Raw genomic sequence first — 21,795 nt, 5'->3', positions numbered from 1 at the left:
CCCCTACGCCCCCCATGCTCGACAAGTGTCCGACTCCCGGAGAAGAGATCACCCATGTCCGAGCAACAACTGCCCAGTTGGGCGGATCCATCCGTCTCCCCCGCCGCCCTCGATCCGCAGGGCCTCTCCAGACGTCAGCTCATGCGCCGTGCGGGTCTGTTCGGCGCCGCCTTCGCGGCCGGTTCCCTCGCCGCGCCCGCGGCCGCGCAATCGACCCCGCTCGGCGGCGAAGACCCGCGGCTCGCCTACCTCGTCGGCGACCACCACCTCCACACCGTCTACAGCCACGACGCCAAGTACACGTTCACCCAGATCGCCCAGGCCGCTGCCGAGTACGGTGTCGACTGGATGGTGTTCAACGAGCACTCCAACTTCGGGCACGCGAAGTACGGGGCGCAGATGGAGCACGAGGAGATCCTCAAGACACGCGCCGCGAACCCCCGTCAGCTGATCTTCCAGGGCCTGGAGTGGTACATCCCGGGTGCCGAGCACTGCACGGTCTTCGCGGCGCCGGGCCCGCACGAGGTCGACGTCCTCACCAAGTTCGAGCTCGCCTACGACGGCAAGCTGCTCGGTTACACAGCGGGCGGCCCCACCCACCCCGACACTCCCCGCAACGAGGCGCACGCCGTCGCTGCCATCAAGTGGCTCGCCGAGCAGCGCCGCACCGGCTACGTCGACGACGTACTCGTCCTCGCCAACCACCCGCTGCGCCTGGGCATCGACTCCCCGCACGAGATGCGCAACTGGCGGGACGCGGCACCCGAGATCATGATCGGCGTGGAGGGCGCGCCCGGTGCGCAGGGCGGCGGCATCCCGGGCTGGCGCGGCCCGACGTCGATCCGCGGCGAGTACGAGAACAAGCCGTCGGCGAACTCCTGGCCCGGCTATCCGGAAGACGCGTACGTCACCTACGGCGGCTTCGACTGGATGACAGCCACCGTCGGCGGCCTGTGGGACGCCATGCTCGCCGAGGGCAAGCTGTTCACGATCACCACCAACTCCGATGTGCACCGGGTGGTGTTCGACACCTGGAAGAACGGCGACTGGCTGCCCGGCCAGACCTTCGACAACACCGGCCGTCTGCCCGACCCGGTGAACACGACCGAGCCGCAGCCCGGGGGCGACTTCTGGCCCGGCCAGTTCAGCCGCACCCACGTGGGCGTGACCCGCTACGGCTACCGCGCGGTGATGTCGGGCCTGCGCGCGGGCCGGGTCTGGCTCGACCACGGGCATCTGCTGGACGGCCTCGACATACGCGTGAAGCGGGACCGCGACTTCGGACCCGGTGTGACGCTCGGCGGCCGACTGCGCGTGCGCAAGGGCGAGAAGCTCACCCTGTCGGTCACCGTGACGACCGCCTCCCGCCCCAACACCCAGGGAATCCTGCCGGAGTTGGCTCACGTCGACGTCATCCGCGGCGCGGTACGCGGCCCGGCAGCCGACCGCGACGACTGGCGCGCCCCCGACACGAAGGTCGTGCACACGGCGGACGTGAGCGGGCGGAAGGGGACCTACACCCTGCGCATCCCGCTCACGGCCGGAGACGAGTCCTTCTACGTCCGCCTGCGCGGCAGCGACGGAAACCGCAACGGAACGGGCTATCTGGGAGCTGCCGTTGACCCGCACGGCCCGATCCCGCACGAGCCCGGGAACGGCGACCCGTGGGCGGACACCTGGTTCTACTCGAACCCGGTGTTCGTGGACGTGGCCCCGTAAGGGGCGCGGGGCTGTATCAATTTGCGGCTCCGCCGCGTGGGCGCGACCAGCCACAACGGGCCCCGTAAGGGGCGCGGGGAACTGCGCGACCAGCCACAAACGGCCCGCAGTTCCCCACCCCGCTCAAGCCCTACGGCGCTCAGGCATAAAACCGAGAAAGGCTCTGCAACACAGCCGCAGGCTTGGCCCCGCCCTCGATCTCGATCGTGCCGTCAACGGCAATCTGCACGCCCCCCGGCACGTCCTCGACCGACGCCAGCTTCCCGACCAGCCGAATCCGCGACCCCACCTTCACCGGCGAGGGAAACCGCACCTTGTTCAGCCCATAGTTGACCTTCGTCGAGACACCCTCGACGTCCAGCAACTCGGTGAACAGCGGGATGAAGAGGGAGAGCGTGAGGTAGCCATGGGCGATGGGAGCGCCGAACGGCCCCTCCTTGGCGCGCTCGGGGTCCACGTGGATCCACTGGTGATCCCCGGTGGCGTCGGCGAACGTGTTGATGCGCTCCTGGGTGACCTCGATCCACTCACTGGTACCGAGGTCACTCCCCGCAAGCTTCTTGAGCTCGTCGATGCCGTTCACGGTGATGCTCATATGCCGTAGTTCCTTAGCTAAGAGTTGGAAGAGTCGGAAGAGCCGGGAGAGCTGGTGCCGTACCGCTTACGGACACGTGCCTTCAGCAGCTTGCCGGAGGCGGTGCGCGGCAGTTCCTCCGCGAGCACCACCGACTTCGGGATCTTGTACTTGGCGAGGCGTCCGGCCAGCCGGGCGAGGACCTCGTGCGGATCGAGCTCCACGTCCTCCCGTGGCACGACGACCGCACGCGGCACCTCGCCCCACTTCTCGTCGGGCACGCCGATGACCGCGCACTCGACGATGTCCGGATGGGCCAGGAGCTGGTCCTCGATCTCGGCGGGATAGATGTTCTCGCCACCGGAGATGATCATGTCCTTGATGCGGTCGACGATGTAGACGTAGCCGTCCTCGTCGACCCGCGCCGCGTCCCCGCTGCGGAACCAGCCGTCGCTGAAGACGGCTGCGGTCTCGTCGGGCAGCCCCCAATAGCCGGGCATGACATGCGGTCCGCGTACGACGACTTCGCCGGTCTCGCCGACCTCGACCGGCGCCATGTCCGGCCGTACGACCTTCACGTCGCTGAAGAAGTGCGGCACACCCGCCGAGCCCGCCTTGTCGACCGCGTGCTCGGCGTCCAGGAAGAGCGTGCCGGGCGAGGCCTCGGTCATGCCGTACCCCTGGAGGAAGGTGAGGCCGCGCTCCTGGTACCTGGCGATGAGCGGGGTGGGGACCGGTGAACCCCCGCACGTCAGAATCCGCAACGACGACAGGTCGGCGCCGGCCCAGCGCTCGTGCCGCGCCACCTGGTCGAACATCGTCGGGACGCCGAACATGAAGGTGATCCGGTGCCGTTCGATCAGGTCGAAGGTGGCCGCCGGGTCGAATGCCTCGACCAGGACACAGGTGCCGCCCTTGAGCAGCACGGGCAGGGTGAGCATGTTCAGCCCGGCCGTGTGGAACAACGGGGCGGAGACCAGGGCGCGTTCCTCGGCGATCAGGTCGTGGTCGACGAGGACGTTGATCGCGTTCCACGTCAGATTGCCGTGGGTGAGCATGGCGCCTTTGGGGCGGCCCGTCGTCCCCGAGGTGTACATGATGATGCAGGTGTCGTCGGCGGTGACGGGTTCGTCGATCGGCTCGACGGCCGCCCCGGCGATCAACTCCTCGTACTCGGCGCCGATTTCGACGTACGACCGCACATCGGTACTGCCCGGCATACCGGCGACGACCCCGGCCAGCGACGGCGCGTAGACGAGTGCCTTCGCGCCCGAGTCCGCGAGCTGGTAACCGATCTCCGGTCCGGCGAGCCGGACGTTGAGGGGCACGAAGACCGCGCCGAGCGTGCCCGCCGCGAACAGCGTCTCCAGGTACGAGGGGTGGTTGGGGCCGAGGTAGGCGACCCGGTCGCCGCGTCGTACGCCGGCCGCGCGCAGGGCGTGCGCGAGGCGGGTGGTGCGCTCGTACAGCTCGGCGTACGAGACCTCGGTGTCGTGGTGGATCAGGGCGGTGCGTCGGGGAGTCTTGCGAGCCCGGCGTGCGGGCCACGATCCCAGTCCCTCATTGCGCATCGGTAGCCCCTTACGTCTTCGTCAGTCCGAGCAGCCGGGCCGCGTTCTCCTTGAGGATCTTCGGCTTGACCTCGTCCTTGATGGTGAGCTTCGCGAAGTCGGCGAGCCAGCGGTCCGGGGTGAGGACCGGGTAGTCGGAGCCGAACAGCACCTTGTCCTTGAGCAGCGTGTTCGCGTACTGCACGAGCTGCGGCGGGAAGTACTTCGGCGACCAGCCGGAGAGGTCGATGTGCACGCCCGGCTTGTGGGTGGCGACCGCGAGGGCCTCGTCCTGCCAGGGGAAGGAGGGGTGCGCCAGAATGATCTTCAGGTGGGGGAAGTCCGCGGCCACGTCGTCCACGTGGAGCGGGTTCGAGTACTTCAGGCGGATCCCGCCCCCGCCGGGGACTCCGGCGCCGATGCCCGTCTGGCCGGTGTGGAAGAGGGCGATCGTGCCGGTCTCCTCGATCACCTCGTACAGGCCGTACGCCACGGACCGGTCGTTCGGGAAGAAGCCCTGGATGCTGGGGTGGAACTTGAAGCCCTTCACCCCGTACTCCTCGACCAGGCGGCGGGCCTGCTTGACGCCTGCCTTGCCGCGGAAGGGGTCGATGGAGGCGAACGGGATGAGGACGTCCGGGTTGGCTGCCGCGGCCTCGGCGACCTCCTCGTTCGGGACGGGCTCGGTGCCGGTCGCGGACTCGGCGTCCACCGTGAAGATCACGGCGGCCATCTTCCGCTCGCGGTAGTACGCGGCCGTCTCCTCGAGGGTGGGCTTCCGCTTGCCCTCGACCTTGAAGTAGGCGCTGGAGGCGTCGTGCAGGTCGTCGTCGAGGGACGAGGTGCCCTTGGAGGACACCTCGGCGTGGGTGTGGACGTCGATCGCGACGAGTTCCTCGACGTTGAGGGGAGTCGCCATGGTTTACGCCTCCGGGAACTTCGGCGCGGGGATGCCCACGGTCTGCGGCTCGGCGCCCAGCGAGGTGGGCCAGGCGTCGGCGAGGGCGTCGGGGGACCAGCCACCGTCAGCGTACGCCGCCTTGATCTCCTGGGGATGGGACCAGAGGGCCACCTTGTCGCCGCCGATGCCGATGGCCTGGCCGGTGACACCGCGGGCGGCTTCGGAGGCGAGGAACGGGACAAGGGCGGCGCAGTCCTCGGGGGTGCCGAAGCCCTCGCCCTTGCGCAGGAAGTCCGGCAGCGGCTCGCCCTGGCGCATCGCCTCGATGTAGGGGGCGAAGGCCGGGATGGTCTCGGTCATCGCGGTGGCCGCGACGGGCACGATCGCGTTGACGGTGATGCCTGCGCGGCCCAGCTCCATCGACCATGTACGGGCCATGGCGGCGATGCCGGCCTTCGCGGCAGCGTAGTTCGTCTGGCCGAAGTTGCCGCGCTGTCCGGCCGGGGAGCCCACCAGGATCAGGCTGCCGCCCTCGCCCTGCTCGCGCATGCGCACGGCGGCGGCGCGGGCGCAGGTGAAGGTGCCCTTCAGATGGGTCGTGATCACCGCGTCGAAGTCCTCGTCGGTCATCTTCCACAGGACCTTGTCGCGCAGGATGCCCGCGTTGGTGACCAGGATGTCGAGACGCCCGAACTCCTCCACGGCGCGGTTGACCAGCCGGTCCGCGGCCTCGCTCGTACCGACCGCGACCACCTCGGCGACCGCGGCGCCCCCGGCCGCGGTGATCGCCTTGACGGCCTGCTCGGCGACGGCCTCGTCCACGTCGTTGACGACCACGGAGGCGCCTGCGGCGGCGAGAGCGTGCGCGTAGGCGAGGCCGAGGCCACGGCCGGAGCCGGTGACGACGGCCACTTTGCCGGTGAGATCGATGCTGGGCACGACGGGGTCCCTTCGAGAGCGGATGCGCTGCGGCTACGAAATCGAAGGTAAGGACAATAATTGTTGACGTCAATAGTTGTTGTCGGTGGAGGTGTGCGCCATGCTGTGAGAACCGAACACCACCTACGCCCGCCCCGCCCGACACTCGGGGCCACGACCAGGGAGCCCGCCATCGCCGGCCAGCAGCATGTGACGAACCCCGACGCCATCGACGCGCAGGAGCCGTGGATGCGGGAGCTGCACGCGGACACCGGCTACCTGCTGTACCGGATCGGTCTGCGCTCGGGGCAGTTGTTCAACGCGTTCCTCCAGGAGTCGGGGCTGCGGCTGCGTCACTACGCGCTGCTGCGCTTCCTGGCCACCTCGGAGGGCGCGCTCCAGCGGGAGCTGAGCGCCCGCCTCGGGTACGACCCGAGCGCGATCGTCGGGCTCGTCGATGACCTGGAGAAGCTCGGTTTCGCCGAGCGCCGTCCGTCGCCCGACGACCGCCGAAGCCGGATCGTCGTGCTGACCGAGGACGGCCGGGCGTTCCTGCGGAACACCGACGAGGCGGGGCTGCGCGTCACGAACGACCTGCTGCACGCCCTCGACCCCGCCGAGCGGGTCACGCTGCACACGCTCCTGCAACGGATCGCCGAGACAGAACTCAGCTGAGATGAGATGAGGTCAGGTGAGGTGGGATGAGCCGGGACGAGGTGAGGTGACATGAGCCGGGACGAGCTGATGACCGCACGATCGGCGCCCGACCGCCTCCTCGCCGTGCTCGCCGCCTTCGACCACGACCACCCGGCGCTCTCCCTCACGGACGTCAGCCGCCGGGCCGGGCTCAGCCTCACGACCGCCCACCGGCTCGTCGGCGCGCTCAGCGAGTGGGGTGCCCTGGAGCGCGACGCGTCCGGGATGTACCACGTCGGGCTGCGCCTGTGGGAGATCGCGGCCCTTGCCCCACGCGGCCTGGCGCTGCGGCAGATCGCGCTGCCGTATCTGGAGGACCTGTACGAAGCCACGCACGAGAACGTGCAGTTGGCGGTGCGCGACGGTGCCGAGGTCGTCTACATCGAGTGGCTCTCCGGGCGTTCGGCGGTCGGCGTGCACATCCGGGTGGGCGGGCGCTGGCCGCTGCACGCGACCGGAGTGGGGCTCGCGCTGCTCGCACACAGCGACGCGGCGTCCCAGGAGGAGTACTGCGCGCAGCCGCTCGCCACGTTCACCCCGTACACGATCAGGGACCCGGCCACCTTGCGCCGCGTTCTGGCCGAGGTGCGGCGCTCGGGCGTGGCGGTGAGCAGCCGTCAGGTCACCGAGGACGCCCTGTCGGTGGCCGCCCCGGTACGGGGAGCGGGCGGTTCCGTCGTGGCGGCGGTCTCCGTCGTGGTGCCCCAACGCGGCGCCCAGACACCGGCGTTGATCCCGGCGGTACGGCTCGCGGCGCGTGGGATCTCCCGGGCACTGGGGTGGCAGCCGGCCCAGGACAAACCACCGGGTCCGGCTGCCACCGGGTGACTAGGCAGCCTTGGTGAAGTCCGGTGCGGTACCGCGCCCCTAAGGAGGCCGCAGGCCTCTTAGGGGCGCGGGGAACTGCGCGACCAGCCTCCACCGGCCCGCAGGTCAATCACCGTTCTGCCAGCGGAGCGCTCACGCTGAGGTGTTCGCACTCGCGGCGTACGTGACGAGAGCACCCGCGTGCCTGGCCGTGCCCACGCAGGTCAGCCACTCGCCGTCCGACGTGGGCGTGACCGTCCACCGTGTGGTGAGGCGGCCGCCCGCGGTGATGAGGTCCGCGGTCTCGGAACTGAGCGCGCGTACGCTCCAGCCGCCCGGGACCTGGAGCTCGAGCCGGGCCGCCGTCCACGGCCTGGCGGAGCCGTTCGCGAGGGTGGCCGTCACGGTGAACTCGTCACCCCGCGAGGCCACATCGAGCGTCACACCGAAGGGCTTGCGCTCGTACGGGTCCACCCAGGACGAACGCATCAGCCTCACCAGCGCGTCGGCTTCGGCGGGGCGCTTGTCGGCGATGTCGTCCTGCTCGCCGGGGTCCCTGGCGAGGTCGTACAGCTCGACGTCCCACTGGTCGTCGGGTGCGCGGCGGTCCTGGCCAGGCGCGAACCGCACCGCCTTCACATCGCCGCGCCGCAGCGCCTCGGCGAGCTGTCGGCCCCGGCCCTGGTCGACGGCGTTGGCGCCCGGGGTCACGCCGGAGTGGTTGCGGTAGAAGTACAGGTGGTCGTGGCGGGCGGTGTCCGTGCCGCCGCGCAGCAGCGGGGCGATGGACAGTCCGTCGATGTCCGCAGGGGCGGGCGCGCCCGCGAGTTCGGCGAGGGTCGGCAGCAGGTCGGTGAGCGGGGTCAGGCGGTCCGTGGTGCCGGACGGTACGCGCTTCGGGGACCAGGCGATGAGCGGGACGCGGATGCCGCCCTCGTACAGATTGCGCTTGATGCCGCGCAGTCCGCCGCTCGCGCCGAAGAGTTCGGGGTCGGTACGGCCCTCCTCGTGCGGGCCGTTGTCGCTGGTGACGATCACCACGGTGCGCTGCGCTATGCCGAGGGACTCCAGCCGGTCGGTGACGTTGCCAACGAGGGCGTCGAAGCGGCTTACCTGGGCGGCGTGCAGCTTGTTGGGCCGCGACCAGGGGCTGGCGCCGTACGCCCCCATGTCCGGTGCGCGGCTCGGCGCGTGCGGCAGGGTGGGCGTGAGGCAGAGGAGGAAGGCCTCGTCCTTGTGCGCGTCCATGAAGTCGAGGGCGCGGCCCTCGAGGAGGTCGGGGGCGTAGGCCCGTCTCGCCCCGTCCTCGTTCTCCGGGATCTGCTCCCGCTCATCGTTCCGCCACAGGTACGACGGGTAGTAGTCGTGCGCGTGCCGGTGCGAGATGTAGCCGTAGAACTCGTCGAAACCACGGGCATTGGGGTGGCTCGGCTGGTTCGGCTCCTCGGGGCCGAAACCCCACTTGCCGATCAGCGCGGTGCGGTAGCCGCGGGCACGCAGGGCCTCGGCGAAGGTGAAGTCGCGGTCGGTAAGTGGGGCCTGGCCACCGGGCCCCCACGGGTTCTCGCGCACGGTCGCATGGCCGCTGTGCAGTCCGGTGAACAGGGAGCAGCGGGAGGGGGCGCAGACCGGGGCCGCCGCGTAGGCGTCCGTGAAGCGCAGTCCCTCGGCGGCGAGGGCGTCCAGGCGCGGGGTGCGGATCAGCTTCTGGCCGTACGCTCCGAGCTCGCCGTATCCGAGGTCGTCCGCGAGGATCACCACGAAGTTGAGCCCGTTCGCCGGGGATTGGGCGGCGGGCATGACGGGGGCCTGCGGAAGTGCGTCGGTGGACGAGGTCGTGGCCGACTCACAGGCCGTGGCCGCCCCTGTGACGCCGAGCGCGACTGCGGTCCCGGCGAGGAAGCGACGGCGGCTGGGCATACGTGTTCTCCTGTGCGGGTGGTTGAAGATCGGCTGCAACGACAACCGTGACTGATGGTGATGCTGATGTTGCTGGGAACACTCGGCGCAAGACCATGCACGGCGTATGAAGTGTTGGTTGCAGCAGGTCATTCGGGGGTGCGCACAGGTGGATCCGAGCCTCCGCACGACGCTGGGCGAACGCTCGCCCATAGAGAGGGCGAATCGCGGTCGCAGGTTCCCGCCTACCGGTTCTCGACTGGATTCGTCTGGTTCGTGACTCGATTTATGCCTTCGCGTGCCTTCTCAGGTCTTCTCGGGCCTTCTCGTGCCTTCTCGCGTCTTCTCGGGCCTTCGCCTGCCTTCTCGCGTCTTCTGGTACGCGCGGCCGATATCCCTCTCACCGGTCCCTCTTCGTTCACGGCGTGAACTCTCCACCCGCGCAAGCACTTTCTCGGCTTTACCTCTTGACGACTGGAGTGACAGGGAGCACATTGTCCGGCGCAGCTTCATTGAGAGCGCTCTCAATGGACCCCCACCTGCATACCCCCCACCCCTCCGCGAAGAGGCACCCATGAGTGGAACTCACAGCAAGCGCAAACCTCTCCGGCATGTGGTCATCGCCGTACTGAGCACGCTGGGCCTGGCCGCGGGCGCCGCCGCGGCGGTCACCCTGCCCGCGAACGCGTCGCCGCCCCCGCCCCCGGCGGGCTGGACGGAAGTGTTCACCGACGACTTCAACGGCGCCGCGGGCTCCGGCGTCAACACCGAGAACTGGCAGTATGCGACGGGCACCGGCTACCCGGGCGGCCCCGCCAACTGGGGCACCGGCGAGATCGAGACGATGACCGACAGCACGGACAACGTCTCCCTCGACGGGAACGGAAACCTCCGGATCACGCCGCGCCGCGACGCCTCCGGCAACTGGACCTCGGGCCGTATCGAGACCAACCGCACCGACTTCGAGCCGCCCGCCGGAGGCAAACTGCGCGTCGAGGGCCGGATCCAGGCGCCGAACGTCACGGGCGCCGCCGCGAAGGGCTACTGGCCCGCGTTCTGGATGCTGGGCGGGCCCTACCGCGGCAACTACCAGAACTGGCCGAGCGTCGGCGAGCTGGACATCATGGAGAACACCCAGGGTCAGAACACGGTGTACGCCACGATGCACTGCGGCACCGCCCCGGGCGGCCCCTGCAACGAGAACACCGGCATCGGCGGCTCCACCGCGTGCCCCGGCACGGCATGCACGGCCGGCTTCCACACGTACGCCGTCGAGTGGGACAGGTCGACCGACACGGAGGAGATCCGCTTCTACGTCGACGGCACCAACTACCACACGGTGCGCGAGAACCAGGTCGACGCGACGACCTGGGCCAACGCCACCAACCACGGCTTCTTCATCATCCTGAACGTCGCGATGGGCGGCGCCTTCCCGAACGCGCACGGCGGCGGCCCCGACGGTGGCACAGAGCCCGGCCACCCGCTCGTGGTCGACTACGTCCAGGTTCTCCAGGCCGCCGGTTAGAAGATCACGGAAAATGTTGCGGGGTCTGGCCCCGGCCCGGCAGGGCCGGGGCCAGACCCCACGTAATTTCCCCGAATACTTCGCGCCACGCTCGCCTTGTGCCACGGGTCAAGGGGAAGGAGCTCCTCCGCACATAACCCGAACGCACTTGCGGAGAGGCAGGTGGACGGATGTCCCTGGCGGAGCGGATGGGCGGCGAGGGCGGCGGACCCAAGGCCATCGACGGCTTCGGTGACGCCCCGGGCGGTGGCGGGATCAGGACCTCGGCCGGGCGTCATGCGCTGCTGCCGCTACGGCTCTTCCTCGGCATCACCTTCATCTACGCCGGTTTGGACAAGCTCACCGACTCCGCCTTCCTCGCCGGCAGCGGTGACGGCTCGCTCGCCTCGCTGCTGGAGAGCGTGCAGCAGACGGCGGCCGTGCCCTGGCTGATCGACCTCGCGCTGCAGAGCCCGGAGGGCTTCGGCTATGCCATCGCGGCGGGCGAGATCGCCGTGGGGGCGGGGACGTTGCTTGGCCTGTGGTCCCGGCTGGCCGCATTCGGCGGAGCGTTGATCTCGCTCACCTTCTGGCTGACGGTCAGCTGGGAGACCGAGCACTACTACTACAGCAATGACCTCGCCTATCTGATGGCCTGGCTGCCCCTGCTGCTGTCAGGGGCTCCGACGTACTCGCTGGAGTCGTCGCTGGCGGTGCGGCGACGGCGGAGGGGCCGGCAGATCTTCGGCTAGAGGACTTGCTCCTCGCCGGCCTCGTGGTCGGAGTCGTGGTGGGAGTCGTGGCTACAACGAGCAGCCGTTCTCCAGGTAGTGGCGCGTGACGGCCTCCGTCGGGAGATGCGCGCGGAACTCGTAGCACCACATGGCTCCGACGGTCTGCACCCGGGCGACCACAGTCACCTCGGTGGGCGAACGCTCCACACTCTCCAGCCGGTCGACCGGGGCGCCGGTCGTCTCGCCGCCCATCCCGTCGGGTGTCGGGAGGGCCAGGGCTACCTGCATCTCGGCATCGGTCAACCGTCCGTCGTCCAACGCATCCTCCATCCGTCGCTCGACGTTCTCGGCACCCGCTTCGAGTTCGGCCCGACGGGCCTTTTCTGCCTGGGCGTAGCGCTCGCGCTCGATGCGGTAACAGCCGTCCGGCTTCAGCAGTTCGGCGGTGACGGAGGACTGGGTCACCCGGAACTCGTAGCAGACCTTGCTTCCAAATCCGGTGCCGCCATGCAGCCAAGCAAGCGTGGTCAGCTGACCGCTCACGGTCTCCCTGTCCTCGATCCTGATGCCCGAGGTCTGCCACACGTGCGCGGTGCCCGCGCCCTCGACCCCGTCACGGGCCACCGCGGCCCGCAGTTCCACGACCACGTCGTCGGCGACCTCCGCCGGCTTCCGGTCCGGCCAGGGCGAACGGTCGAGGCAGGTCCGCTCGGGCACTTCGCGTACGGAGACGGAAGGCGAACCGGCGGAGGGTACGGTCTCGAACCGGTAGCACCCGGCGGCGTCCCCGGCGCCGACGAACCAGGCACCCACGGAAGCCGACAACCGCATGGTGACCGTGACGGTCCTGGCCTGACGCCGGACCTCGGGGCGCGACTTGGTGAAGCCCACCACCGCCCGGTCGATCTCGGTACCGAGCAGGATGCCGTCGGCGGCCGCCCGCGCCAGGGCGGCCCGCGTCCGGTCCACGCTCGCCTTCAGGTCGTCCCGCGCCTGGTTTTCGTAACGCCAGCCGCGCGTCCCGATCCACGCCATCACGCCGATGACCACCACCAGGGCGAGCACCAGCACGGTCAGGCAACCGTTGATCAGACATCCCCCGCGTCTCGCCATGCCCGCAGACTCCCCGAGCCACCGGTCCCGGGCATGCCCCTTGTCCGATACGTGATGGAACAGGCCTCGAACCGTGGTCGAACGGGCGCGGCGTCAGCGGCCTCGTCGAAGTCCGACTGCGTCAACCCGCCTTGGCCTGGGCCGAAATACCCCCGTCGACCGGCATCGCCACGCCCGTGACGAATGACGAGCGCCCACTGCACAACCAGGCCGCCGCCTCGGCGATCTCCCGAGGCGACGCCATGCGCTTCTGGATCTGCGGGGCGATGAACGCCTCCTCCAGATGCGGGAGTTGCCGCACCGCCTCGTCGATCATCTCGCTGCGCGTCGTGCCGACGACGAGTGCGTTGACACGGATCCCGTGCTCTCCGTACTCGGACGCCGCCGCCCGCGTGATCCCCAGGATCGCGTGCTTGGCCGCCACGTACGGAACGGACGCACCCGTCGCGTACCGGCCGGCCGTACTACTGGTGTTGACGACGGACCCGCCCTTTCCCGACGCCAGCATCACCGGCAGCTGGTGCTTCATGCAGTTCCACACGCCTCGGACGTTGACGTCCATCGTGCGGTCGTACACCTCGTCGTCCGTCTCGTGCAGCAAGGTCCCGACGGTGGCGTAACCCGCGTTGTTGAACGCGGAGTCGAGGCCGCCGAAATGCTCCACCGCCGCCTCGACGACGCGCTGGACGTCGGCGCTGACAGCGACGTCGCCCGGAACGGCGAGTGCCTGGCCGCCGGCGGCGGCGATCTCCTCGGCGAGCGTGCGCAGCCTGTCCTCGCGGCGCGCCATGAGAACGACCGCGGCCCCCTCTTCCGCGAACAAGCGTGCAGCGGCCTCGCCGATGCCGCTGGACGCCCCCGTGATCATGACCACTTGACCTGCGAGCAGGCCCTCGTGGCTCCCCTGTGCGATCCCTTGTCCCGTCATCGGCCGAGCATACGAAAGTCGGACCGCGCGCACCCTCGGCTTTGCGGGGCTCGGCTCGTAAACGCCGGTGTGTCAGCGCAGCTCCGCCCGGAACGCCGCCGGAGTCGTGTCGGTGTGCTGGTGGAAGAACTTGGAGAAGTTCGCGGCGTCGGGGAAGCCGACGGCCACGCCGACGCGCCCGATGGGCATGTCCGTGTGGGCGAGCAGACGCTTGGCCTCCAGGACGACCCGCTTGTCGATGAAGCCCTTGGGCGTCTGGCCCGTGGCGGCGCGCACCGCGCGGACCAGGGTGCGGCGGGAGTAGCCGAGGGCGTCGGCGTACGCGCTGACGCTGTGGTTGGTGGCGAAGCCCTTCTCGACCGCCTCACGGAAGCGGCTGAAGGTCGTGTCGGTGTGCTCGTGCGATGACTGGGCCGAACTGGCCGCCAGATGGGCCAGGCGCAGCAGAAACGCCGTCAGGGAGTGCCTCAGCACCGCGGTGTGCAGGCTGAGCGGGAGCGTCGTCGTGTCGACGTACTCGCGTTCCAGCTGGGTCAACGCGTGCCGCAGCGCGACCAGTTGGGCCGTGTCCGGACGCAGGAGCGGTGGCAGGTCGTAGCGGTAGAGGCCCGTCGCCTCCACGGTCGCGCGGGGCAGGAAGCCGGGCTGCATGGTCAGTGCCGTCCCGCGGTACCCGGCCGTCCGGGAGAAGCGATGGACCTGGCCGGGGCGGATCCACAGCAGGTCGCCTTCCGTGACCTCGTACTCGGCGAAGTCGATCATGTGGGTCACCGGGCCGCCGCTGAACAGCAGCACGACGTGGAAGTCGATGCGGTGCACGCGTTCCAGGGGCGCGTCCGCCTGACAGGCGTAGCCGGGCCCCATCGGGCCCACCTGCATACCGACGCCGGAGAGGCTCAGGTCGACGGGGAAGGGAAATGTCTTGATCCCGTCCCCGTCTTGCGTGGTTCTGTCTGCCATGTCCCTCTCGCAGCCGCTCGGCCCTGCTGTGCATGTCCCACTTTCACCGAAGGCTGACACAGGCACACCTTCCCCATCAAAAGTCAGACTTTTACTTTTGAAGGCGTTCCACCAGTCCACTCGGCACTCAGTGAGGACTTCTGAAGATGAGCGCGCAGAGCAACGACGACTTCGAATGGACCGACCTCGACCGGCGTGCCGTCGACACGGCCCGTCTGCTGGCGGCCGACGCCGTGCAGAAGGTAGGCAACGGCCACCCGGGCACCGCGATGAGTCTGGCGCCGGCGGCGTACACCCTCTTTCAGAAGGTGATGCGACACGATCCGGCGGATCCCGAGTGGACGGGACGCGACCGTTTCGTCCTCTCCCCCGGCCACACCTCGCTGACCCTCTACACGCAGCTCTTCCTCGCCGGGTACGAGCTGGAGCTTGACGACCTCAAGGCGTTCCGTACGCACGGCTCGAAGACGCCCGGTCACCCCGAGTACGGGCACACGGCCGGCGTCGAGACCACCACAGGACCTCTCGGTCAGGGTGTCGCCAACGCCGTGGGCATGGCGATGGCCGCCCGCTACGAGCGCGGTCTGTTCGACCCGGACGCCCCCGAGAGCGAGTCCCCCTTCGACCACACCGTCTGGGCGATCGTCTCCGACGGCGACCTCGAGGAGGGCATCTCCGCCGAGGCCTCGTCCCTCGCAGGCCACCAGAAGCTCGGCAACCTCGTCTTCGTCTACGACGACAACCACATCTCCATCGAGGGCGACACCGCCACCGCGTTCTCCGAGGACGTCCTGAAGCGGTACGAGGCGTACGGCTGGCACGTCCAGCGCATCGAGCCCTCCGCGAACGGCGACATCGATGTGCACTCGCTGTACGCGGCGCTCCGGGCGGCGCGGGCCGACACCGAGCGCCCCTCGATCATCGCGATGCGCACGATCATCGCCTGGCCGGCCCCGAACGCCCAGAACACCGAGGCCGCGCACGGCTCGGCCCTCGGCGCGGAGGAGATCGCGGCCACCAAGCGTGCTCTGGGCTTCGACCCCGAGAAGACCTTCGAGGTCTCCGACGAGGTGCTGAACCACACCCGTCAGGCCCTCGACCGCGGCGCCGAGGCGCACTCCGCCTGGGACAAGCGGCTCGCGGAGTGGCGGACGGCCGTCCCGGAGCGCGCGAAGCTCTTCGACCGCGTCGTGGCCGGGCAGCTGCCCGAAGGCTGGGAGTCCGCACTGCCGGTGTTCGAGGCGGGCGCGTCCGTCGCCACCCGTGCCGCGTCCGGCAAGGTGCTGCAGGCGCTCGGCGCGGTCATCCCCGAGCTGTGGGGCGGCTCCGCCGACCTCGCGGGCTCCAACAACACGACCATCGACACGACGAGTTCGTTCCTGCCGAAGGGCAACCCGCTGCCGGAGGCCGACCCTTACGGCCGTACGGTCCACTTCGGCATCCGCGAGCACTCCATGGCCGCGGAGATGAACGGCATCGCGCTGCACGGCAACACCCGTATCTACGGCGGCACGTTCCTCGTGTTCTCCGACTACATGCGCAACGCCGTCCGCCTCGCCGCGCTGATGCAACTCCCCGTGACGTACGTCTGGACCCATGACTCCATCGGTCTCGGCGAGGACGGCCCCACCCACCAGCCGGTCGAGCACCTCGCCTCGCTGCGCGCCATCCCCGGCCTGAACATCGTCCGCCCCGCCGACGCCAACGAGACCGCCGTCGTCTGGGCGGAGATCCTCAGGCGGCACGCCACGAACCCGGCCCCGCACGGCCTTGTCCTCACCCGTCAGGGCGTACCGGTGTACGAGCCCGACTCGCAGGCGGCGAAGGGCGGTTACGTCCTGCGCGACGCCTCCACCGAGACCCCGGACGTCATCCTCATCGCCACCGGCTCCGAGGTGCAGCTCGCCGTCGCGGCGCGCGAGCAGTTGGAGGCGGAGGGCGTGGGCACCCGGGTGGTGTCGATGCCGTCCGTGGAGTGGTTCGAGGAGCAGTCCGCGGAGTACCGCGCGAGCGTGCTCCCGCCGTCCGTCAAGGCCCGGGTGGCGGTCGAGGCAGGCATCGGGCTCACCTGGCACCGGTACGTCGGGGACGCCGGACGCATCGTTTCGCTGGAGCACTTCGGCGCTTCCGCCGACGCCAAGACCCTGTTCGCCGAGTACGGCTTCACTGCCGAGAACGTCGCCGCGGCAGCCCGGGCTGTGCTCAATTCAACTACGGGTGTTACCGCCGCGCGCGGTTGATCCGATCGCCAGAAAGAAGATGATCACTGTGACCAATACTGCCGACACCCTCAAGTCCCTTTCCGACGAAGGCGTTTCCATCTGGCTGGACGATCTGTCGCGCACACGCATCGAGTCCGGCAATCTCGCGGAGCTGATCGAGAAGCGGCACGTCGTGGGTGTGACCACCAACCCGTCGATCTTCCAGGCCGCCATAGGCTCCGGTGAGGGTTACGAGGACCAGCTCGCCGACCTCGCCGTACGCGGTGTGACGGTCGACGAGGCCGTACGGATGATGACGACCGCCGACGTCCGCGCCGCCGCCGACATCCTGCGGCCCGTGTACGACACGACCGGCGGCCGCGACGGCCGCGTCTCCATCGAGGTCGACCCGCGTCTCGCGCACAACACCGAGGCCACCATCGCCGAGGCCAAGCAGCTCGCCTGGCTGGTCGACCGGCCGAATGTGCTGATCAAGATCCCGGCGACCAGGGCGGGCCTCCCCGCGATCACCGAGGTCATCGGCCTCGGCATCAGCGTCAATGTCACGCTGATCTTCTCGCTGGAGCGCTACCGCGAGGTGATGGACGCCTACCTGGCCGGTCTGGAGAAGGCACGGGCCAACGGCCTCGACCTCTCCACCATCCACTCCGTCGCCTCCTTCTTCGTCTCCCGCGTCGACAGCGAGATCGACAAGCGGCTCACGAAGCTCGGCACGGACGAGGCCCTGGCGCTCAAGGGCAGGGCGGCGATCGCCAACGCGCGCCTGGCCTACGAGGCGTACGAGGAGGTCTTCGCGAGCGACCGCTGGACCGGGCTCGCCCCGTCCGGCGCGCACCGGCAGCGTCCGCTGTGGGCCTCGACGGGCGTCAAGGACCCGGCGTACAAGGACACGCTCTACGTCGACGAGCTGGTCGCGCCCGGCACGGTCAACACCATGCCCGAGGCCACGCTGAACGCCACCGCGGACCACGGCGAGATCCGTGGCGACACGGTGACCGGCGGCTACGCCCAGGCGCGCGCCGAACTGGAGGCCGTCGAGCGGCTCGGCATCTCGTACGACGAGGTCGTGAAGCAGCTGGAGGACGAGGGTGTCGCGAAGTTCGAGGCCGCGTGGGGCGAACTGCTGGACGCGGTGGCGACTTCGCTGAGCAGCAAGGGAGTTGACGGGGAATGAGCGACACGTCTGTCGAGGCGCTGGTCGAAGCGCTTGTGGCGGAGGAGACGCCCGCCGCGGTGCCGGTGGAAGGCGATCCGGCGGCCGACTGGGACAACCCCCTCCGTGACCCCCGCGACCGCCGCCTCCCCCGGATCGCGGGACCGTCCGGACTGGTCATCTTCGGTGTCACCGGCGACCTGTCCCGCAAGAAGCTGATGCCGGCCGTCTACGACCTGGCCAACCGCGGTCTGCTGCCGCCGGGCTTCTCGCTGCTCGGGTTCGCCCGGCGCGACTGGGAGCACCAGGACTTCGCGCAGGTGGTGCACGACGCGGTGCGCGAGCACGCCCGTACGCCGTTCCGTGAGGAGGTCTGGCAGCAGCTCGCCGAGGGCATGCGGTTCGTCCCGGGCGCCTTCGACGACGACGCGGCGTTCAAGCAACTGCGCGCCGCGGTCGACGAGTTGGACGCCTCCCGGGGCACCAGCGGGAACTACGCCTTCTACCTCTCCGTACCGCCGAAGTTCTTCCCGAAGGTCGTCCAGCAGCTCAAGAAGCACGGGCTCGCGGACGCCCCGGAGGGGTCCTGGCGGCGCGCGGTCATCGAGAAGCCGTTCGGGCACGACCTGGCGAGCGCGCGTGAGCTGAACGCGATCGTGCACGAGGTGTTCGACCCGGAGCAGGTGTTCCGCATCGACCACTACCTCGGCAAGGAGACCGTCCAGAACATCCTGGCGCTCCGCTTCGCCAACCAGATGTACGAGCCGATCTGGAACCGGTCGTACGTGGACCACGTACAGATCACGATGGCCGAGGACATCGGTATCGGCGGCCGGGCCGGGTACTACGACGGCATCGGCTCGGCCCGTGACGTCATCCAGAACCACCTCCTCCAGCTGATGGCCCTGACCGCGATGGAGGAGCCCGCCGCCTTCGACGCCGAGTCCCTGCTGGCCGAGAAGCTGAAGGTCCTCAAGGCCGTCAAGCTCCCTGAGGACCTGGCCCTGCACACCGTGCGCGGGCAGTACGCCGCGGGCTGGCAGGGCGGCGAGCAGGTGCGCGGCTACCTCCAGGAGGACGGCATCGACCCGGCCTCCACGACCGACACGTACGCGGCGATCAAGCTGGAGGTCGACAACCGCCGCTGGGCGGGCGTCCCCTTCTACCTGAGGACCGGCAAGCGCCTCGGCCGCCGCGTCACCGAGATCGCCGTCGTCTTCCAGCGTGCGCCCCACTCCCCCTTCGACTCGACCGCCACCGAGGAGCTCGGCGCGAACGCGATCGTCATCCGCGTCCAGCCCGACGAGGGCATGACGGTGCGCTTCGGTTCGAAGGTGCCGGGTACGTCGATGGAGATCCGGGACGTCACGATGGACTTCGCGTACGGCGAGTCCTTCACGGAGTCCAGCCCGGAGGCGTACGAACGCCTCATCCTGGACGTCCTGCTCGGAGACGCCAACCTCTTCCCGCGCCACAGGGAAGTGGAAGAGTCCTGGAAGATCCTCGACCCGATCGAGGGGTACTGGGACTCGGGCACCAAGCCCGCGCAGTACGCCTCGGGCAGCTGGGGTCCCGAGGAAGCCGACGAGATGCTCGCACGAGACGGACGGAGCTGGCGCAGGCCATGAAGATCGATCTGACCGACACCACGGCAAGCAAGATCAACAAGGCGCTCGTGCAGGGGCGCCGGGCCATCGGCACCCCCGCCGTGGGCATGGTCCTGACGATGGTCATCGTGACCGACGAGGAGAACGCGTACGACTCGATCAAGGCGGCCGAGGAGGCCTCGCACGAGCACCCCTCGCGCACCCTGGTCGTCATCAGGCGCGTCTCCCGCTCACCCCGCGACCGCACGAAGTCCCACCTCGACGCCGAGGTGCGGGTCGGCGCGGACGCGGGCACCGGCGAGACGGTCGTACTCCGGCTGTACGGGGACACCGGCGACCACGCCGACTCGGTGGTCCTCCCGCTGCTGCTGCCGGACGCGCCCGTCGTCGTGTGGTGGCCGGTGGACTCCCCCGAGGTGCCCGCGAAGGACCCGCTGGGCGCTCTGGCCCAGCGCAGGATCACGGACATGTACGCCGTCGAGTCGCCGCTCGTCGCACTGGAGCAGCGCCTGGCCTCGTACGCCCCCGGCGACACCGACCTGGCGTGGACCCGGCTGACGCCCTGGCGCTCGATGCTGGCCGCGGCCCTCGACCAGGCCCGTACGGAGGTGATCTCGGCCGCCGTCGAGAGCGAGGCCGACAACCCGAGCGCCGAACTGCTCGCCCGCTGGCTGGAGGCACGGCTGCGGGTGCCGGTCGAGCGCGTCGTCACCGCAGGGCCCGTCGTCACGGCGGTACGGCTCGGCACCGCGAACGGCGAGATCCGCATCGACCGCCCCGAGGGCCCGCTGGCCACCCTCTCCCTGCCCGGCCAGCCCTCGCGCACCCTCGCCCTGAAGGTCCGCCCCACCTCGGAGCTGATCGCCGAGGAACTGCGCCGCCTCGACGCGGACGAGATGTACGCGGTCGCCCTGCGCGGTGACGCCGAGGCGGCGAGCAGCCGTGCCTGACACACCCGGTTCACCCGCCCTGATCGCCACGTACCGCACCCTGCGAAAGAAGTGAAGTTGACATGACTGCGATGCAACTGGGCCTCATCGGCCTCGGCAAGATGGGTGGCAACATGCGCGAGCGGATCCGCCGCGCGGGCCACACCGTCATCGGCTACGACCGCAACCCCGACCTCTCCGACGTCAGCAGCCTGACCGAACTGGTCGACAAGCTCGAAGGCCCGCGCGTGGTCTGGGTGATGGTCCCGGCCGGCGGCCCGACCCAGTCCGTCGTCGACGAACTCGGGGACCTCCTGTCGCCGGGCGACACCGTGGTCGACGGGGGCAACTCCCGCTGGACGGACGACGAGAAGCACGCGGAGGAGCTGGCGGCGAAGGGCATCGGCTTCGTCGACGCGGGCGTCTCCGGCGGTGTGTGGGGCCTGGAGAACGGCTACGCCCTCATGGTCGGCGGCGACAAGGAGCACGTGGACCGGCTCCAGCCGATCTTCACGGCGCTCAAGCCGGACGGCCCGTACGGCTATGTCCACGCGGGCAAGGTGGGTGCCGGGCACTTCTCGAAGATGGTCCACAACGGCATCGAGTACGCCATGATGCAGGCCTACGCCGAGGGCTGGGAACTGCTGCAGGCCGCCGAGTCCGTCACGGACGTACGTGAGGTGTTCCGCTCCTGGCAGGAGGGCACGGTCATCCGTTCCTGGCTGCTCGACCTGGCGGTCAACGCCCTCGACCAGGACGAGCACCTGGAGAAGCTGCGCGGCTACGCGGAGGACTCCGGCGAGGGCCGCTGGACGGTCGAGGCCGCCATCGACAACGCGGTACCGCTGCCCGCCATAACGGCGTCCCTCTTCGCTCGGTTCGCCTCCCGGCAGGACGACTCCCCGCAGATGAAGATGATCGCGGCGCTGCGCAACCAGTTCGGCGGGCACGCCGTCGAGTCGGCGAAGTAGCGGTCATGGGTGACCTTCTTCTGGTCCGCCACGGCGAGACCGAGTGGAGCCTGTCGGGGCAGCACACCAGCTGGACCGACCTGCCCCTCACCCAGCGCGGCGAGGAACAGGCCAAGTTCCTCGCCCCGCTCCTCGCCGGGCGGACCTTCGCCCTCGCACTCACCAGCCCGCTCACCCGTGCCGTCCGGACGGCGGAGCTCGCGGGCCTGACCTCGGCCGCGACGGACCCCGATCTGCACGAGTGGGACTACGGCGCGTACGAGGGCGTGACGACGGCCGAGATCCATCGCACCCGGCCCGACTGGTCCCTCTGGACCGACGGCGTGCCCCCTGGTCCGGACGGCCACCCAGGCGAGTCTCCGGCCGAGGTGGGCGTGCGCGCCGACCGCGTCCTCGCGCGCGTGGCGCCCGCACTCGACGCGGGCGACGTGGTCCTCGTGGCGCACTCCCACTTCCTGCGCGTCGTGACGGCCCGCCGCCTCGGCCTGTCGGCCGAGTACGGCCGCCTGTTCCGACTCGAGACGGGAACGGTCAGCCGGCTGTCCACCGAGCACGGCAGCCCGGTGATCGTGGAGTGGAACGCCAGGGGATAGCGGGGGCTGGGCGAACC

At 69.7% G+C, this 21,795-nt stretch carries 18 protein-coding genes and 1 pseudogene; 11 read left to right on the top strand and 8 right to left on the bottom strand.

Annotation, left to right across the window (positions count from 1 at the left end; all coding sequences use genetic code 11):
• The first annotated feature begins 54 nt into the window (after positions 1 to 54).
• Positions 55 to 1,719, top strand: coding sequence for a PHP domain-containing protein (locus G5C60_RS01390; protein ID WP_165254274.1), 1,665 nt, complete (start codon positions 55 to 57; stop codon positions 1,717 to 1,719).
• A 139-nt stretch (positions 1,720 to 1,858) separates the two neighbouring features.
• On the opposite strand, the gene G5C60_RS01385 is transcribed toward G5C60_RS01390, so the two are convergent.
• Genes G5C60_RS01385 through G5C60_RS01370 form a run of 4 tightly spaced genes read right to left on the bottom strand, consistent with a single transcriptional unit; the run spans position 1,859 to position 5,683 of the window.
• A complete protein-coding gene (locus G5C60_RS01385; protein WP_165254273.1) occupies positions 1,859 to 2,314 on the bottom strand; it encodes a MaoC family dehydratase in 456 nt (151 codons plus the stop codon).
• Positions 2,315 to 2,331: 17 nt separating this feature from the next.
• Positions 2,332 to 3,864, bottom strand: a complete 1,533-nt coding sequence (locus G5C60_RS01380) for an acyl-CoA synthetase (RefSeq protein ID WP_165254272.1) — start codon at positions 3,862 to 3,864, stop codon at positions 2,332 to 2,334.
• Positions 3,865 to 3,874: 10 nt separating this feature from the next.
• On the bottom strand, positions 3,875 to 4,762 hold the full coding sequence (locus tag G5C60_RS01375) for an amidohydrolase family protein (RefSeq protein ID WP_165254271.1): 888 nt from the start codon (positions 4,760 to 4,762) through the stop codon (positions 3,875 to 3,877).
• Between the two features lie 3 nt (positions 4,763 to 4,765).
• Positions 4,766 to 5,683: an SDR family oxidoreductase gene (locus G5C60_RS01370; protein WP_165254270.1), complete on the bottom strand. Its 918-nt coding sequence runs from the start codon at positions 5,681 to 5,683 to the stop codon at positions 4,766 to 4,768.
• Between the two features lie 228 nt (positions 5,684 to 5,911).
• Between G5C60_RS01370 and G5C60_RS01365 the strand changes: the two genes are divergently transcribed.
• Complete coding sequence (locus tag G5C60_RS01365; RefSeq protein ID WP_165254292.1) at positions 5,912 to 6,337, top strand: MarR family winged helix-turn-helix transcriptional regulator; 426 nt, start codon at positions 5,912 to 5,914, stop codon at positions 6,335 to 6,337.
• 69 nt (positions 6,338 to 6,406) lie between these two features.
• A complete protein-coding gene (locus tag G5C60_RS01360) occupies positions 6,407 to 7,186 on the top strand; it encodes an IclR family transcriptional regulator (RefSeq protein ID WP_165254291.1) in 780 nt (259 codons plus the stop codon).
• A 132-nt stretch (positions 7,187 to 7,318) separates the two neighbouring features.
• On the opposite strand, the gene G5C60_RS01355 is transcribed toward G5C60_RS01360, so the two are convergent.
• Entirely contained in the window at positions 7,319 to 9,085 is a 1,767-nt protein-coding gene (locus G5C60_RS01355; protein WP_165254269.1) for a sulfatase-like hydrolase/transferase, read from the bottom strand.
• Between the two features lie 553 nt (positions 9,086 to 9,638).
• On the opposite strand from G5C60_RS01355, the pseudogene G5C60_RS01350 reads away from it, so the two are divergent.
• A pseudogene (locus G5C60_RS01350) lies at positions 9,639 to 10,586 on the top strand (glycoside hydrolase family 16 protein); the annotation flags it as partial.
• A 173-nt stretch (positions 10,587 to 10,759) separates the two neighbouring features.
• Positions 10,760 to 11,320: a DoxX family protein gene (locus G5C60_RS01345; RefSeq protein ID WP_241266393.1), complete on the top strand. Its 561-nt coding sequence runs from the start codon at positions 10,760 to 10,762 to the stop codon at positions 11,318 to 11,320.
• 51 nt (positions 11,321 to 11,371) lie between these two features.
• Here G5C60_RS01345 and G5C60_RS01340 read toward each other — a convergent pair whose 3' ends face one another.
• From G5C60_RS01340 to G5C60_RS01330, 3 genes are all read right to left on the bottom strand, one after another.
• On the bottom strand, positions 11,372 to 12,415 hold the full coding sequence (locus G5C60_RS01340; protein ID WP_165254268.1) for a hypothetical protein: 1,044 nt from the start codon (positions 12,413 to 12,415) through the stop codon (positions 11,372 to 11,374).
• A 121-nt stretch (positions 12,416 to 12,536) separates the two neighbouring features.
• Positions 12,537 to 13,343: an SDR family NAD(P)-dependent oxidoreductase gene (locus G5C60_RS01335; protein WP_241266392.1), complete on the bottom strand. Its 807-nt coding sequence runs from the start codon at positions 13,341 to 13,343 to the stop codon at positions 12,537 to 12,539.
• Between the two features lie 72 nt (positions 13,344 to 13,415).
• A complete protein-coding gene (locus G5C60_RS01330; RefSeq protein ID WP_165254267.1) occupies positions 13,416 to 14,303 on the bottom strand; it encodes a helix-turn-helix domain-containing protein in 888 nt (295 codons plus the stop codon).
• 146 nt (positions 14,304 to 14,449) lie between these two features.
• Here G5C60_RS01330 and tkt point away from each other — a divergent pair, with 146 nt between their 5' ends.
• The 6 genes from tkt (at position 14,450) to G5C60_RS01300 (ending at position 21,778) form a co-directional block, all read left to right on the top strand.
• Positions 14,450 to 16,543, top strand: a complete 2,094-nt coding sequence (gene tkt, locus G5C60_RS01325) for a transketolase (protein ID WP_165254266.1) — start codon at positions 14,450 to 14,452, stop codon at positions 16,541 to 16,543.
• A gap of 19 nt (positions 16,544 to 16,562) precedes the next feature.
• Positions 16,563 to 17,699 (top strand): transaldolase, encoded by a 1,137-nt coding sequence (gene tal / locus G5C60_RS01320; protein WP_165254265.1) that lies wholly within the window; start codon positions 16,563 to 16,565, stop codon positions 17,697 to 17,699.
• Positions 17,696 to 19,306, top strand: a complete 1,611-nt coding sequence (gene zwf, locus G5C60_RS01315) for a glucose-6-phosphate dehydrogenase (RefSeq protein WP_206438960.1) — start codon at positions 17,696 to 17,698, stop codon at positions 19,304 to 19,306. The genes tal and zwf overlap by 4 nt, the downstream gene beginning before the upstream one ends.
• Entirely contained in the window at positions 19,303 to 20,235 is a 933-nt protein-coding gene (opcA, locus tag G5C60_RS01310; RefSeq protein ID WP_165254264.1) for a glucose-6-phosphate dehydrogenase assembly protein OpcA, read from the top strand. The genes zwf and opcA overlap by 4 nt, the downstream gene beginning before the upstream one ends.
• 71 nt (positions 20,236 to 20,306) lie before the next feature.
• Positions 20,307 to 21,185: a phosphogluconate dehydrogenase (NAD(+)-dependent, decarboxylating) gene (gene gnd, locus G5C60_RS01305; protein ID WP_165254287.1), complete on the top strand. Its 879-nt coding sequence runs from the start codon at positions 20,307 to 20,309 to the stop codon at positions 21,183 to 21,185.
• A gap of 5 nt (positions 21,186 to 21,190) precedes the next feature.
• Entirely contained in the window at positions 21,191 to 21,778 is a 588-nt protein-coding gene (locus G5C60_RS01300) for a histidine phosphatase family protein (protein WP_165254263.1), read from the top strand.
• Positions 21,779 to 21,795: the final 17 nt, after the last annotated feature.

Origin of the sequence: Streptomyces scabichelini, from assembly GCF_011045015.1 — a bacterium.
GTDB lineage: Bacteria > Actinomycetota > Actinomycetes > Streptomycetales > Streptomycetaceae > Streptomyces > Streptomyces scabichelini.
Note: the sequence above shows the minus strand (reverse complement) of the source record. Positions and strands in the feature narration are given on the sequence as shown.